Source organism: Cellulomonas rhizosphaerae (assembly GCF_003470205.1).
Taxonomy (GTDB): Bacteria; Actinomycetota; Actinomycetes; order Actinomycetales; family Cellulomonadaceae; genus Cellulomonas; species Cellulomonas rhizosphaerae.
On sequence record NZ_QWKP01000205.1, the window covers coordinates 25,257 to 39,039 of the forward strand.

Annotated in this window: 14 protein-coding genes and 2 tRNA genes; 11 read left to right on the top strand and 5 right to left on the bottom strand. The window is 73.2% G+C overall.

Annotation, left to right across the window (positions count from 1 at the left end; genetic code table 11):
• From D1825_RS11980 to secA, 4 genes are all read left to right on the top strand, one after another.
• A complete protein-coding gene (locus D1825_RS11980; RefSeq protein WP_233549877.1) occupies nucleotides 1-744 on the top strand; it encodes a ComF family protein in 744 nt (247 codons plus the stop codon).
• Nucleotides 745-943: 199 nt separating this feature from the next.
• Complete coding sequence (hpf, locus tag D1825_RS11985; protein WP_118767650.1) at nucleotides 944-1,567, top strand: ribosome hibernation-promoting factor, HPF/YfiA family; 624 nt, start codon at nucleotides 944-946, stop codon at nucleotides 1,565-1,567.
• 113 nt (nucleotides 1,568-1,680) lie between these two features.
• Complete coding sequence (locus D1825_RS11990; RefSeq protein ID WP_233549879.1) at nucleotides 1,681-2,946, top strand: winged helix-turn-helix domain-containing protein; 1,266 nt, start codon at nucleotides 1,681-1,683, stop codon at nucleotides 2,944-2,946.
• 156 nt (nucleotides 2,947-3,102) lie between these two features.
• Complete coding sequence (secA, locus tag D1825_RS11995) at nucleotides 3,103-5,865, top strand: preprotein translocase subunit SecA (RefSeq protein WP_118767652.1); 2,763 nt, start codon at nucleotides 3,103-3,105, stop codon at nucleotides 5,863-5,865.
• Between the two features lie 81 nt (nucleotides 5,866-5,946).
• Here the strand turns inward: secA and D1825_RS12000 are convergent, their stop codons facing one another.
• Nucleotides 5,947-6,480, bottom strand: coding sequence for an Rv3235 family protein (locus tag D1825_RS12000; protein ID WP_147356264.1), 534 nt, complete (start codon nucleotides 6,478-6,480; stop codon nucleotides 5,947-5,949).
• A 224-nt stretch (nucleotides 6,481-6,704) separates the two neighbouring features.
• Nucleotides 6,705-7,691 (bottom strand): LysM peptidoglycan-binding domain-containing protein, encoded by a 987-nt coding sequence (locus D1825_RS12005; protein WP_199721576.1) that lies wholly within the window; start codon nucleotides 7,689-7,691, stop codon nucleotides 6,705-6,707.
• 113 nt (nucleotides 7,692-7,804) lie between these two features.
• Here D1825_RS12005 and D1825_RS12010 point away from each other — a divergent pair, with 113 nt between their 5' ends.
• A complete protein-coding gene (locus D1825_RS12010; RefSeq protein ID WP_118767654.1) occupies nucleotides 7,805-8,326 on the top strand; it encodes a hypothetical protein in 522 nt (173 codons plus the stop codon).
• 24 nt (nucleotides 8,327-8,350) lie between these two features.
• Here the strand turns inward: D1825_RS12010 and D1825_RS12015 are convergent, their stop codons facing one another.
• Nucleotides 8,351-8,569 (bottom strand): helix-turn-helix domain-containing protein, encoded by a 219-nt coding sequence (locus tag D1825_RS12015; RefSeq protein ID WP_118767655.1) that lies wholly within the window; start codon nucleotides 8,567-8,569, stop codon nucleotides 8,351-8,353.
• Nucleotides 8,570-8,727: 158 nt separating this feature from the next.
• Here D1825_RS12015 and D1825_RS12020 point away from each other — a divergent pair, with 158 nt between their 5' ends.
• The 5 genes from D1825_RS12020 to D1825_RS12040 all read left to right on the top strand — a co-directional run bounded on the left by D1825_RS12020 (nucleotide 8,728) and on the right by D1825_RS12040 (nucleotide 11,623).
• Nucleotides 8,728-9,390, top strand: a complete 663-nt coding sequence (locus tag D1825_RS12020; protein ID WP_118767656.1) for a hypothetical protein — start codon at nucleotides 8,728-8,730, stop codon at nucleotides 9,388-9,390.
• 1 nt (nucleotide 9,391) lies between these two features.
• Complete coding sequence (locus D1825_RS12025) at nucleotides 9,392-10,654, top strand: AAA family ATPase (protein ID WP_118767657.1); 1,263 nt, start codon at nucleotides 9,392-9,394, stop codon at nucleotides 10,652-10,654.
• 85 nt (nucleotides 10,655-10,739) lie between these two features.
• Entirely contained in the window at nucleotides 10,740-11,192 is a 453-nt protein-coding gene (locus tag D1825_RS12030) for a DUF6912 family protein (protein ID WP_118767658.1), read from the top strand.
• Nucleotides 11,193-11,384: 192 nt separating this feature from the next.
• Nucleotides 11,385-11,456 (top strand) — tRNA-Gln (locus D1825_RS12035).
• A 94-nt stretch (nucleotides 11,457-11,550) separates the two neighbouring features.
• A tRNA-Glu gene (locus D1825_RS12040) sits at nucleotides 11,551-11,623 on the top strand.
• Between the two features lie 57 nt (nucleotides 11,624-11,680).
• On the opposite strand, the gene D1825_RS12045 is transcribed toward D1825_RS12040, so the two are convergent.
• The gene (locus tag D1825_RS12045; protein ID WP_118767659.1) at nucleotides 11,681-11,911 is read right to left on the bottom strand and encodes a hypothetical protein; all 231 of its coding nucleotides are present in this window, start codon (nucleotides 11,909-11,911) and stop codon (nucleotides 11,681-11,683) included.
• Complete coding sequence (locus tag D1825_RS12050) at nucleotides 11,911-12,630, bottom strand: IclR family transcriptional regulator (protein WP_118767660.1); 720 nt, start codon at nucleotides 12,628-12,630, stop codon at nucleotides 11,911-11,913. The genes D1825_RS12045 and D1825_RS12050 overlap by 1 nt, the downstream gene beginning before the upstream one ends.
• A 73-nt stretch (nucleotides 12,631-12,703) precedes the next feature.
• Here D1825_RS12050 and leuC point away from each other — a divergent pair.
• Nucleotides 12,704-13,783, top strand: a 1,080-nt coding sequence (leuC, locus tag D1825_RS12055) for a 3-isopropylmalate dehydratase large subunit (protein WP_118767661.1), incomplete at its 3' end; no start/stop codon positions are given.

Here is a 13,783-nt window from a genome sequence, read left to right on the forward strand (position 1 = left end):
GTGGGCGTGCGCGCGTGGTGGACCGAGCTGAGCCGCCTCGTGCTGCCCGTCGCGTGCGGCGGGTGCGGGCTCGACGACGTGCCGTGGTGCGCCGCGTGCGACGCGCTGCTGGGGCCGCCGTGGCGCTGCGAGCAGCGCGCCGGCCGCCTCGACCTGCTGGGTGCACCCGGCGGCCTGCCGGTGTGGACCGTGGCCGACTGCGTGGGGCCCGTGCGGGCTGCGGTGCTCGCCTGGAAGGACCACGGACGGCTCGACCTCACGCGGCCGTTCGCCGCCGCGCTCGTCGCGGCGGGGCGGGCGCTCGCGCCGGTGCTCGGCCCGGGCGAGGTGCTCGTCGTCCCCGCGCCCTCCACACCCGCCTCGCGTCGGCGGCGCGGCGGGAACCTCGTCGACGACCTCGCCGCCGCGCTCGCGGCCGGGCTCCGGGCCGGGGGGACCGCCGCCCGCTCGTCGCCGGTGCTCGCCCGCCGCGGTGGCGACCAGGTCGGCCTCGGCACACGGGCGCGGTGGCTCAACCTCACCGGGCACGTCCGGGTACGGCGGCGCGCCCTCGCGCAGGTGGCGGGTTGTCGCGTCCTCCTGGTCGACGACGTGCTGACGACCGGGGCCACGCTCGTCGCCTGCCGCGTCCCGCTCGAGGCCGCAGGAGCGCACGTCGCGGCGGGGTTCACGCTCGCATCGACCCCGCCGCCGGGCGCCCGGACTGGGGACGAACGGGACATTCGCTGTGGATCTGCTGCGTGAGTGGTCGCCGGGACGTTCCGAGGGCTAGCGTGGTGGTCCGAGTCAACGACTGCCGACGACACCCCGGCACGCGCCCCCGCGGGGGTCACGTGAGCGAGGTGTGGGAGGAGGTGATGCCGCCAAGGCGCCCCAACCGGGGCGACGAACGCACGAGACCCGCGGCGGGCTGCGTCCCGCCCTCACCTCCCAGGAGGCTCACATGGAGATTGTGGTTGCCGGCCGGCACACCGAGGTACTGCCCAAGTACCGCGCCTTCGTCGAGCAGAAGCTCGCCAAGGTCGAACAGCTGGCCCCCCGCGCTCAGCGGATCGACGTCCTCGTCTCGCACGAGGTCAACCCCCGGCAGGCTGACAGCAGCGAGCGCGTCGAGCTGACCGTCGTCGACAAGGGGCCCGTGATCCGCGCCGAGGCGTGCGCCGACGACCGGTACGCGGCTCTCGACCTGGCGCTCGCCAAGCTGCTCGAGCGCCTGCGTCGTACGCGGGACCGGCGCAAGGACCATCGCAACCACACTCCGCTGACGCCCGTGGACGTCCGCCCACCCGAGCCGGCGCCGGTGGCCGACGACGTGCCGGAGGGTGACGGCTCCGTGACGGAGCACATGCTGGGCGACTCGCCCGTGCTCATCCGCGAGAAGCTGCACGAGGCGCAGCCCATGACCATCGACGACGCGCTGTACGAGATGGAGCTCGTCGGGCACGACTTCTTCCTCTTCGTCGACGCCGAGACGGCCCAGCCGTCGGTCGCGTACCGCCGTCGAGGCTGGAGCTACGGAGTCATCAAGCTCGACACGCCCGTCGCAGTGCCGGCGGCCGCTCGCTGACACCCCTGACCGACGCCCGACCGGTGCACTGCCCCGGCCGGGCGTCGCTCTGCCCGGGGTCCGTGACCCGGCCTCGGTCGTTCGTGTCGGTGGGCGGCGGCAGGATGGCGCGCATGGTCGCTGTCGAGCGCTACTCGTTGTCCCAGGCCCGCCGGATCGCGCTGCGCGCCCAGGGCCTGGCGGGCCCGCGTCCGTCGCGCGCCGGGCCGGTGACGATGCGCGGGTTCCAGCAGGTCGTCGACCGGCTGGGGCTGCTGCAGATCGACTCGGTCAACGTGCTCGCGCGCGCTCATCTCATGCCCGCGTACTCGCGGCTCGGGCCGTACGACACCGCCCTGCTCGACCGTGCCTCGGGCACCGCACCCCGGCGGCTGGTCGAGTCGTGGGCGCACGAGGCCTCGTTCGTCCCGCCCGAGACCTTCCGGCTGCTCGAGTGGCGGCGCCGGGCCTACCGGACCGAGGCGTGGGGTGGCATCGCCGCGATGCCCAGCGAGCGCAGCGCGGCGCTCGACGAGGTCCGGGCGCTGGTCACCGAGCACGGGCCGATCTCCGCGGCCAAGGTGCACGACCTCATGGAGTCCTCCCCGCCGCGTAGCACCACCGAGTGGGGCTGGAACTGGACCGTGGCCAAGCAGGCCCTCGAGTACCTCTTCTTCGTCGGCGAGGTGACCTCCGCGGGCCGCAACGGCGCGTTCGAGCGCCGCTACGACCTCACGTCCCGCGTGCTCCCGCCGGCGGTCGCAGCCCAGCCGCTCCCGGACGACGCGGACGCGGTGCGCGAGCTCGTGGCGATCTCCGCGCGGGCGCACGGGATCGGGTCGCAGCGGTGCCTGGGTGACTACTTCCGCATCAAGCAGGCGCGCGTGGAGCCGGCAGTGGCGGACCTGGTCGAGGCAGGGGTGCTGGTGCCGGTGAAGGTCGAGGGCTGGCCACGCCACGTGTTCCGGCACCGCGACGCGACGCTGCCGCGCAGGGCCACGGGCTCGGCCCTGCTGAGCCCGTTCGACCCGCTGGTCTTCGAGCGCCGTCGCCTCGAGGAGCTGTACGGGCTGCGCTACCGCATCGAGATCTACGTCCCGGCGCACCTGCGCGTGTGGGGTTACTACGTGCTGCCGTTCCTCATGGGGGAGCACCTCGAGGCGCTCGTCGACCTCAAGGCGGACCGCAAGGACAAGGTGCTCCGCGTCCACGGGGTGCACCGGGCGCCCGCACCGGCGCGGTCCGCCGTGAGCGACGCGAGCGTGGTCGAGGCCCTCGTGGCCGAGCTCGGGCTCATGGCGCAGTGGCTGGGGCTCGAGCAGGTGGTCATCGCGGACGCGAGCGGGACGCTCGTCGGCGACCTTGCTCCCGCGCTGCACGCGGCCGTGCGGGCGGTCTGACGCGTTCACGTGTGGCGGAATCCTGCCGAGGTGTGGCCGATGCGCCCGCGGGCGCGCCGGCCTCGCCTACGATGGTCGGGCCCGGCCGTGCGGTCGGTCATCGAAGCCGCCCCGACGCCGTTGGCGCCCGGGGTGTGAACACGTCGGGAGTCATGCGTGCCAGCGATCCTCGAGAAGGTCCTCCGTCTCGGTGAGGGCCGGATCCTCAAGAAGCTGTCGGGCATCGCCCAGCAGGTCAACGCACTGGAAGACAGCTTCACGTCGCTCTCCGACGCCGAGCTGCGCGAGGAGACGGACCGCTTCAAGGCCCGCCTCGCCGAGGGCGAGACGCTGGACGACATCCTCGCTGAGGCCTTCGCGGCCGTCCGCGAGGCGTCGCGCCGCACCCTCGGCCAGCGGCACTTCGACGTCCAGCTCATGGGCGGCGCTGCCCTGCACCTGGGCAACATCGCCGAGATGAAGACCGGCGAGGGCAAGACGCTGGTCGCCACCGCGCCCGCCTACCTCAACGCGCTGTCCGGCAAGGGCGTGCACGTCGTCACGGTCAACGACTACCTCGCGAGCTACCAGTCGGAGCTCATGGGTCGCGTGTTCCGCTTCCTCGGCCTGACCAGCGGCGTGATCCTGTCGAACCAGACGCCCACCGAGCGCCGCGAGCAGTACGCCGCCGACATCACGTACGGCACGAACAACGAGTTCGGCTTCGACTTCCTGCGCGACAACATGGCGTGGAGCACGGACGAACTCGTCCAGCGCGGCCACAACTTCGCGATCGTCGACGAGGTCGACTCGATCCTCATCGACGAGGCCCGCACGCCGCTGATCATCTCCGGCCCCGCGTCGGGCGACACCAACCGCTGGTACGCGGAGTTCGCCAAGGTCGTGCGCCGCCTCAAGGTCGAGCAGGACTACGAGGTCGACGAGAAGAAGCGCACCGTCGGCGTCCTGGAGCCCGGCATCGAGCGCGTCGAGGACTACCTCGGCATCGACAACCTCTACGAGTCCCTCAACACGCCCCTGATCGGCTTCCTCAACAACGCCATCAAGGCGCAGGAGCTGTTCAAGCGCGACAAGGACTACGTCGTGATGAACGGCGAGGTGCTCATCGTCGACGAGCACACCGGCCGCATCCTGCCGGGCCGTCGCTACAACGAGGGCATGCACCAGGCGATCGAGGCCAAGGAGGGCGTGGCCATCAAGGCCGAGAACCAGACGCTCGCCACGATCACGCTGCAGAACTACTTCCGCCTGTACGAGAAGCTCTCGGGCATGACCGGTACGGCCGAGACCGAGGCCGCCGAGTTCCAGGGCACCTACGAGCTGGGCGTCGTGCCCATCCCCACCAACCGGGGGATGCAGCGCATCGACCAGCGCGACTTCGTCTACAAGAGCGAGGACGGCAAGTTCGACGCCGTGGTCGCGGACATCGTCGAGCGCCACGCCGCGGGCCAGCCCGTCCTGGTCGGCACGACGAGCGTCGAGAAGAGCGAGCTGCTGTCCGCCAAGCTCAAGAAGCAGGGCGTGCCGCACGAGGTCCTCAACGCCAAGCAGCACCAGCGCGAGGCCGCCGTTGTCGCGCAGGCGGGCCGCAAGGGCGCCGTCACGGTCGCCACCAACATGGCCGGCCGTGGCACCGACATCATGCTCGGCGGCAACGCCGAGTTCATGGCCGTCGCCGACCTCGCCGCGCGCGGCCTGGACCCGGCCGAGAACCCTGACGAGTACGAGGCCGCGTGGCCCGACGCGCTCGAGAAGGCCAAGGAGGCCGTGCAGTCCGAGCACGACGAGGTCGTCGAGCTCGGCGGCCTGTACGTCCTGGGCACCGAGCGCCACGAGTCGCGCCGCATCGACAACCAGCTGCGTGGTCGTTCCGGCCGCCAGGGAGACCCGGGCGAGTCCCGGTTCTACCTGTCGATGCAGGACGACCTCATGCGCCTGTTCAACTCGGGCCTGGCCGAGTCGATGATGACGCGCGCGGGCTTCCCCGAGGACATGCCGCTCGAGTCCAAGATCGTCACGCGCGGCATCCAGTCCGCGCAGTCGCAGGTCGAGGCGCGCAACTTCGAGATCCGCAAGAACGTTCTCAAGTACGACGACGTCATGTCCCGCCAGCGCGTGGTCATCTACGAGCAGCGCCGACGCGTCCTGGAGGGCGAAGACCTGCACGAGCAGGTCGGCCACTTCCGCGCCGACGTGCTGTCCGCCTACGTGGACGCCGCCGCCGCCGAGGGGCGCCCGGAGGAGTGGGACCTCGAGGCGCTGTGGACCGCGCTGCGGGCCGTCTACCCCGTGAGCATCACGTCCGAGGAGGTCGTGGAGCAGGCCGGTGGCCCGACGCGTCTGTCCGCCGAGCTGCTGACCCGCGAGGTCCTCTCGGACGCCGAGCACGCCTACGGCGAGCGCGAGGAGCAGATCGGCTCGGAGAACATGCGCCAGCTCGAGCGGCGCGTGACGCTGTCGGTGCTGGACCGCAAGTGGCGCGAGCACCTTTACGAGATGGACTACCTCAAGGAGGGCATCGGCCTGCGCGCGATGGCCCAGCGCGACCCTCTCGTCGAGTACCAGCGCGAGGGTTACCAGCTGTTCAACGCGATGACCGACGCGATCAAGGAAGAGACGATCGGCTTCCTGTTCAACCTCGAGGTCAAGGTCGAGGAGGAGGCGGAGGCTCCGGTCACCGCCGCGTCCGCCGCGCAGGTCGCGATGCAGTCCGGTGCCGCCGCGCAGCGCCTGATCGCCAAGGGCATCGACGGCCCGACGGAGCGCGTGCCGCTGCAGTACACGGCCCCCTCGGCCGACGGTGACGGCGCGGTCGTGACGCGCGGCGACGGCCCCGGTGCCGCCGCCAAGCCGGTCGCCGCCGACGGTGACAACCGCGAGGCGCGCCGCAAGGCCGCGAAGCAGGCCAAGCGCCGCTGATCGATCGACCGGAGGCCGCACCCGTTCGTCGGGTGCGGCCTTCGGCGTCCTCCGTGTCGGGCTCCGCGTCGGGGACGGTCCTCAGCCGACCTCGAGGGACGTCGTGCGCCACGTCCCTCGGTGCGTCTCGAGCCGCAGCGCGACCGCGCGCACCCGCACGCCGTCGTCGACCACGACACCCGCCTCGCACACGTGCGGCTCGACCGCGCACACCCGCACGCGCCGCACGGCCGCGCCGCGGCCGGCAGCCCGCGGTCCGAGGACCCGGGCGGTGAGGGCGGCGCGGCCCTGCAACGTCTCGTACACGCCGGGCGTCATCCACCGCGCCAGCTGGGTCACAGGTCGACGCCCCAGGAGCACCTCGACGACGGCGTGGGCGATCGCGCGGGCCACGTGCGCGGGGTCGGCGGCCGGTTCGGGTCCGCGATCCTCGTCGACAGCCTCGAGGACGGGGGAGCGGTCGGTCGCGCGGAGCACCGTGAGCCGCGCGGCGAGCGTGGGTGGCACCTGGACCGCGGGCCCGGTCGCGGTGGGCGCAGCGACCGCCGGGGTGGGCGCCAGGAGCCGCACGCGGGGTGCCGCGACGGTCGCAGGCGGGACGACCGCGGTGAGCACGGCGTCGCGCGGTGCGGCGTCCCGATCGGGCGCCGGTGCCTCGGCAGACCGCCGGTGTGAGCCGACCTGCCTGGGGCCCACGTCATGTGCGGCTGCTCCAAGGCCTCCTGCGTGTGCTGGCCCTGCGTCGTCGGCGCCCTTTCCGGGCATGAGGGGCGGCACCAGCGCCGGCGCGCCGAAGGTGTCCTCGACGACCGAGTGCGGTCGTTCGACCGTCAGCGCGCTCATCGTGCGCCCCGCTCGGTGCTCGACGGCACCACGAGGTGCTGTCCGGGACGGATGACGTTGGGGTCGGTGCCGATGACCTCGGCGTTCGCGGCGTACCAGGCGGGCCACTCCGCGGCGACCTGCTCCACGCTCGGTGGCTTGCCGCGGTCGTCGGCCAGGGACGCCTCGGCGATGCTCCACAGCGAGTCGCCCGAGCGGACCACGATCGACGCGACGTCGGCGCGGCCGGCCGGCGCGACGGCGTGCCGCCCGGAGGACGGACCGGCGGGCCGACGTGGCGGTGACGGGGAAGCGGTGGGATCCGGGGCGGCATCCGCGGGTGCGGTGGCGTCTGCCGGGGCTGCCGCAGCATTCGAGGGGTCATCGACCTGGCTCGTCGCGCTGGCGGAACGCTCGGGCACGCCGGCCGTGCGTGTCGGCCGGGGCTGCGCCCCGGAGGGAGCGTGAGCTGGCTGCTCCGGGCTGACCACCCAGCCGAGGTCGTCCGCAGCGTCCGCCGCGCGGCTCTCGGAGGGCGCCTCCGCCGCAGCTGTGGAAGAAGCGACCCATCCCAGCTCGGCGGTGACGCCGACCTCGGTGCCCGGACCCGTTGCCGTCGCGTCGACCGCCAGGCCGGCCGCGCCGGCCCCCGAGGCCAGGCCCACCGCGAGCGAGGCCGCCACACCCACGCCCAGCGCGCGCCGGACGAGGGCGGGCGCGTAGCGCTGGACGACCCGCTCGCCGCTCCGCCACGAGGTCCCCAGCACCCGTGCGCCCAGGCAGAGGGCACCGACGGCGCACGACAGCGCGAGCCAGGTCGCCGCGACGACCCCGAGCGCGATGACCCCGAGCTCGACCACGTCGTCGATCCGCAGGAGCGGAGCCATGGACGAGGCGATGGCGCGCTCGACGAGCGCGGCGGTCAGGGCCCCCGAGGCGGTCGCGCCCGCCGCCAGCGCCGCGCCCGTCGCAAGCCGGCTCGGTCCGGCGCTTCCTCGAACCATGATGACCCCCGTCAATCTGTGTTGATGTGTTTTGACGTCGTTTCGTGGTCATAGATGTACCTGAATGTCCGTTTGCTGTCCACCCCGGCAGTCCCAGCCCTTACGGTGTGGCCATGCGGTGGGAGGCGTTGTTCGCGGACATGGAGGCCCAGCTCGCTGCGGCCGAGCGAGCGGACGTGCGGGCCGACGTCGCCGAGCTCGTGAGGGCGGAGCGCGCGACCGTCCACCTCGTCGACCGCCTGCGGGGATCCGTCGGCCGACAGGTGCGCGTCCACGTGCTCGGTGCGGACGCCGTCGAGGGCGAGCTCCTCGACGCCGCGGAGCAGTGGATCCTGGTGGGGCAGGGCATGGAGCGTCGGTCGCTCGTGCCTGCGCGAGCGATCGTGGCCGTCGCGGGCGTCGGCTCGCACGCAGCGCCGGAGCCGGGACTGGTCGAGCGCAGGCTCGGGCTCGGTCACGCGCTGCGGGTGCTGGCGCGCGACCGTGCGGCGGTGCTCGTGCGCTCGGGCGACGTCGAGCTGGCGGGGCGCCTCGGGGCCGTGGGTGCCGACCACGTCGAGGTCGTGGCGCGCGACGTGCGGGGAGCCGTCGCGCTCGTGCCGTTCGCCTCGCTGACGACGGTCCGGACCGCCTGAGACGGCCCGGCTCGGGCGATCGACCTACCGGTCGGCGTCGACCTGCTCGGCGGAGGCGGGTCGCGTGCGCTCGTACATCCGCTGGATGTACCCCTCGAGCTCGCTCGCCTCGATGCGCCAGATCTTCTTGGGGCCGATCTGGATGCCACGCAGGTCGCCGGAGTGCAGCAGCTGGTAGGTCTGCTGCGCCGAGATGTTGAGGACCTCGCTGACGTCGGCGAGCGTGAGGAACCGCGGAGGCATGGCCGAAGTCTGGCACGGCTCGCGCCCCGATCGCGGTTGTCCACAATCATCCGTTTCGCCCCATGGGCGGCATTCGGTCGGGCAGGATGGGCGCCCCAGACCTGATCGGACCTCGACCAGGTCGCACCAGACTGCCCGCCGACCCGGACGGAGTGCCGATGGACAGCGCCGTGCTCGACCTGCCCGCACCCGTCGCGGTCCGCCTGCGACGCCCGGGGTGGCGTGACCCGCGGTTGCTGGTCGGCGTCACCATGGTCGCCGCGTCCGTCGCGCTGGGGTCCTGGGTGGTGCGCTCGGCCCAGACGACGGTCTCGGTCTACGTCGCGCGCGAGGCGCTCGTGCCTGGCCAGCGGATCGCGGCGGACGACGTCGTGGTCGCCGACGTCCAGCTCGCGGACGGAGAGCTCGAGCACTACCTGCGGGCCGACGAGCCGCTGCCCGACGACGCGGTCGCGGTGCGTGTCGTCGGGCAGGACGAGCTCGTGCCCGCGAACGCGCTGGGCAGCGCCGCCGACCTGGACGTGCGCTCCGTGGCGATCCCGCTCGAGCGCGCACCGTCGCGGGACGTCACCGTCGGCGCGCTCGTCGACGTCTGGTTCTCGCCCGCACCGTCAGGAACCGACGTCGAGGCGGAGGACCCGCGCCAGCTCGCCTCGAGCCTCCCGGTCGCCGAGGTCTCCCGGCCCGAACGGTCGCTCGGCGGGTCCGGCGGCAGCGCGGTGCACGTGCTGGTTCCCCAGGGGCAGCTGCCGGACGTGCTCGCCGCCCTGGCGTCCGACGGCGTCCTCGACGTCGTCCCCGTGCCGGGCACGGGCGGCTGAGGTGTCGGTCGGCGTCCTCTGTGCGGTCCGCGGCGCGGCCGAGTCGGTCGTGGTCCAGGCTCTCGACGCGAACCCGCAGCTGCAGGTGACGCGTCGATGTGCCGACGTCACCGAGCTGCTTGCCGCAGCCGAGGCTGGCTTGGGGCGTGTCGCGGTCGCCTCGGGAGAGCTCGAGCATCTCGACCGGGAGGCCGTCGACGCCCTCCATGCCGCAGGCGTGCTGCTCGTCGGGCTGGCAGCGGCGGACGCGCCCTGGTCGTCGGAGCGGCTGCGGGGAGCGGGCGCAGACGACGTCGTGGCGGCGCCCGACGACGACACCGGTGCCGAGGCCGTGCTCGCGGCCGTGCTGCGTGCCCTGGCTGCCACTCCCGCCACGCGCGAGCCCGTCGCACCGCCGCCGGCGTCGAGGCCGAGCGCGCGGGGCAGCGTCGTGGCGGTCTGGGGCCCCACCGGCGCGCCCGGGCGCACGACCGTCGCGGTGAACGTCGCCGCCGAGCTCGCTGCGACCGGCGCGTCGGTGCTCCTCGCGGACGCCGACACGTACGGCGGGAGCGTCGCGCAGGTCGTCGGCCTGCTCGACGAGGCGCCCGGGCTCGCGGCGGCCGTCCGCCAGGCCGGTCTTGGGCTGCTCGACGTGACGACGCTCGCGCGACTCGCGCCCGTGCTCGCTCCCGATCTGCGGATCCTGTCGGGCACGTCGCGAGCGGACCGCTGGCCCGAGCTCTCGTCGTCCGCGCTCGAGACCGTGTGGCGGGTGGCCCGGGACCTCGCGCGGTGGACCGTCGTGGACGTCGGGTTCTGCCTCGAGCAGGACGAGCTGCTCAGCTACGACACCCGCGCGCCGCAGCGCAACGCCGCCGCCGTGCGCACGCTCGAGACCGCGGACGTCGTCGTGGTCGTCGGCGCCGGTGACCCCGTCGGCATCCAGCGACTGGTGCGCGGCCTGACCGAGCTCACGGACCTCGGCCTGGGCGCGACCCGGCTGGTGCTCGTCAACCGCGTGCGGGCGTCGGTCGCCGGCCCTCGCCCCGCCGAGGCCGTGGCGCAGGCGCTCGCGCGGTACGCGGGTGTGGTCGACGCGGTGCTCGTGCCCGAGGACCGCGCGGCGACGGACACCGCGCTGCTCGAGGCACGCACCCTGCGCGATGTGGCGCCGGGCTCGCCGGCCCGGCGGGCGATCGCTGAGGCCGCGTCCCGGGTGGCCGCGCTCGCGGCCGCGCCGACGGTCGCTCCTGACGTCGATGTCATCGCCGGCCAGCGCTGACCCGGGACGAGGTGACCGCGCGGGACCAGAGCCCCGGCGGTCGTGCCTGACGCCGCAGGCCCTCGACCAGGGGCACACTGGCCACGTGCGCATCTACCTGCCGGCCACCCTGGACGAGCTCGACGCGAGCGAGCTGCCCCCGCGGCGAGGGCACGCGGTCACCGCGGCGCTGCGAGCAGCCCTGCCCGACGAGGACGACGAGGGCCTCGAGTTCGCCGCGCAGCTCATGGCAGCTGACGACAGCCTCGACCTGATCCGCGCGTCGCAGGCAGCCCCTCGACTGCGCCTGGTCGTCTCGGTCGACGTGCCCGACGACCGCGTGGCGACGGTCGACGACGCCGAGGACGGCGCGCCGAGCCTCGTGGAGGTCGACGGGCCGCTGGCCGTCGCCGACGTCGCGTGCGTGCACGTCGACGAGCCGGGTGCTGCCGCGGACGTCGAGGCGGCGCTGGCCGGCGACGACGACGCGGGGGAGCGGCTCGACGACGCCGACCTGCTCTGGTACGACGCGACCGAGCTGGCCGCGATCCCGCGCTGAGCCGTGTTCGTGCGGATCGCTTCGGCCGCCGGGCGCGCTGCGGCGTGGCCTTCGTCACGAACCGTGCTCGAGCCGGGCGCCAGTTGGACCGCGGCGCCACCGACCAGGTAATGTTCACGCCCGGTACGACGTCCGGTGCACGATCGCTCCGCCCCCTCGGGGACGGCGACGACGCCGGGGGTTATACCCCCATGGGGTATGGTGTAATTGGCAGCACGACTGATTCTGGTTCAGTTAGTCTAGGTTCGAGTCCTGGTACCCCAGCGCGAGCACCGCTGATCCGTCGTTCCGAGCTCCTCGGACGATCGGGTAAAGTGTTCACTCGGTAAGCGAGACCTCCGGGTCTCGCGGCTGATAGGCCCCCGTTGTGTAGCGGCCTAGCACGCCGCCCTCTCACGGCGGTAGCGCCGGTTCGAATCCGGTCGGGGGTACGTACACGAAGGCCCGGTCACCACGGTGACCGGGCCTTCTGCGTGCTCGGAGTTGGATCAGTGCTGGCCGGGCGGGCCGTGGTGCGACGTCGGCAGCAGCGCGACGATCACGTAGCCGACCAGTGCCGCGAGGCAGCCCAGGAAGACGCCCGTGAACAGCGCGTCACCGGCGCCGCCGCCGCCCGTGAGAGAACCGACGACGCCGACGACGAGCGCGACGACGCCGCAGACCAGGGCGACACGACGACGCAGGCGGCGGCGTGATGCTGCCGCACCCCGGACGGCCATCAGTCGGCCGTACGGCGCAGGACCTCGGTCAGCCGGTTGGCCGCCGAGACGACCGCGGCGGCGTGCAGCCGACCCGGCTGGCGGGAGAGGCGCTCGAGCGGGCCGGAGACCGACACCGCGGCGACGACGCGCCCGGACGGCCCGCGCACGGGCGCGGAGACCGACGCCACGCCGACCTCGCGCTCCGAGACCGACTGCGCCCAGCCGCGGCGGCGCACGCCGGACAGGATCGTCGCCGTGAACTTGGAGCCCTGCAGCCCGCGGTGCAGGCGGTCGGGCTCCTCCCACGCGAGCAGCACCTGCGCGGCCGAGCCGGCCTGCATGGTCAGGGTCGCGCCGACCGGGATCGAGTCGCGCAGGCCGATGGGCCGCTCGGCGGCGGCCACGCAGATGCGCTGGTCACCCTGCCGGCGGTAGAGCTGCGCGCTCTCCCCGGTGTGGTCGCGCACCGCGGCCAGCACGGGACCCGCTGCGGCGAGCAGCCGGTCCTCGCCGGCGGCCGTGGCGAGCTCCGACAGGCGCGGTCCGAGCACGAACCGACCCTGCATGTCGCGAGCGACCAGGCGGTGGTGCTCGAGCGCAACTGCGAGACGATGGGCCGTTGGGCGAGCAAGATGGGTGGCGGTGACGAGCTGGGCGAGGGTGGCCGGCCCAGCTTCCAGAGCGCTGAGAACGGACGCGGCCTTGTCCAGAACGCCGACTCCGCTAGAGTTGTCCATAGGTCGATATTGCCGTCTCGTAGACTGAGATGCAAGCGACACCCCCAGCTGGACGAGAGACAGGACCGAGAACATGGCCGGCACGTTGGCAGAGAAGGTCTGGGATGCACACGTCGTGCGCCGTGGCGCGGACGGAGCGCCGGACCTCCTCTACATCGACCTGCACCTCGTGCACGAGGTCACCAGCCCGCAGGCCTTCGAGGGCCTGCGCCTGGCCGGACGCCCGGTGCGGCGCCCGGACCTGACGCTCGCGACCGAGGACCACAACACCCCGACGCTCGACATCGACCGGCCCATCGCGGACGCCACGAGCCGGACGCAGATCGAGACGCTGCGCAACAACGCCAAGGAGTTCGGCGTGCGCATCCACTCGCTCGGGGATGCGGACCAGGGCATCGTCCACCAGGTCGGCCCGCAGCTCGGCTTGACGCAGCCCGGCCTGACGGTCGTGTGCGGTGACTCGCACACCTCGACGCACGGCGCGTTCGGCGCGCTCGCGTTCGGCATCGGCACGAGCGAGGTCGAGCACGTGCTCGCCACGCAGACGCTGCCGCTCGCGCCGTTCAAGACGATGGCGATCACCGTGAACGGCCAGCTGCCCGAGGGCGCGACGAGCAAGGACATCATCCTGGCGATCATCGCCAAGATCGGCACCGGCGGCGGCCAGGGCTACGTGCTCGAGTACCGCGGCGAGGCGATCAGCACGCTGTCGATGGAAGCGCGCATGACCATCTGCAACATGTCGATCGAAGCCGGCGCGCGCGCCGGGATGATCGCTCCGGACCAGACCACGTTCGACTACCTCCAGGGCCGCCCGCACGCGCCCGAGGGTGCCGACTGGGACGCCGCCGTCGAGTACTGGAAGACGCTCAGGACCGACGACGACGCGACGTTCGACGTGGAGGTCGTGCTCGAGGCGGAGGACCTGGAGCCCTTCGTCACGTGGGGCACGAACCCCGGCCAGGGCCTGCCGCTGAGCGGCTCGGTCCCCGTGCCCGAGGAGATCGCCGACGAGAACGAGCGCGTCACCGCCGAGCGCGCGATCGAGTACATGGGCCTGATCCCTGGCCAGCCGCTGCGCGAGATCAAGGTCGACACGGTCTTCATCGGCTCGTGCACCAACGGCCGCATCGAGGACCTGCGCTCGGTCGCC

Excerpts from the sequence above, each read along its gene's own strand:
- D1825_RS12050 (WP_118767660.1), bottom strand. The coding sequence starts at position 12,630 with ATGGACAACTCTAGCGGAGTCGGCGTTCTGGACAAGGCCGCGTCCGTT.
- D1825_RS12045 (WP_118767659.1), bottom strand. The coding sequence starts at position 11,911 with ATGGCCGTCCGGGGTGCGGCAGCATCACGCCGCCGCCTGCGTCGTCGT.
- D1825_RS12010 (WP_118767654.1), top strand. The coding sequence starts at position 7,805 with ATGCGGTGGGAGGCGTTGTTCGCGGACATGGAGGCCCAGCTCGCTGCG.
- D1825_RS11990 (WP_233549879.1), top strand. The coding sequence starts at position 1,681 with ATGGTCGCTGTCGAGCGCTACTCGTTGTCCCAGGCCCGCCGGATCGCG.
- hpf (WP_118767650.1), top strand. The coding sequence starts at position 944 with ATGGAGATTGTGGTTGCCGGCCGGCACACCGAGGTACTGCCCAAGTAC.
- D1825_RS12005 (WP_199721576.1), bottom strand. The coding sequence starts at position 7,691 with ATGGTTCGAGGAAGCGCCGGACCGAGCCGGCTTGCGACGGGCGCGGCG.
- D1825_RS12020 (WP_118767656.1), top strand. The coding sequence starts at position 8,728 with ATGGACAGCGCCGTGCTCGACCTGCCCGCACCCGTCGCGGTCCGCCTG.
- D1825_RS12015 (WP_118767655.1), bottom strand. The coding sequence starts at position 8,569 with ATGCCTCCGCGGTTCCTCACGCTCGCCGACGTCAGCGAGGTCCTCAAC.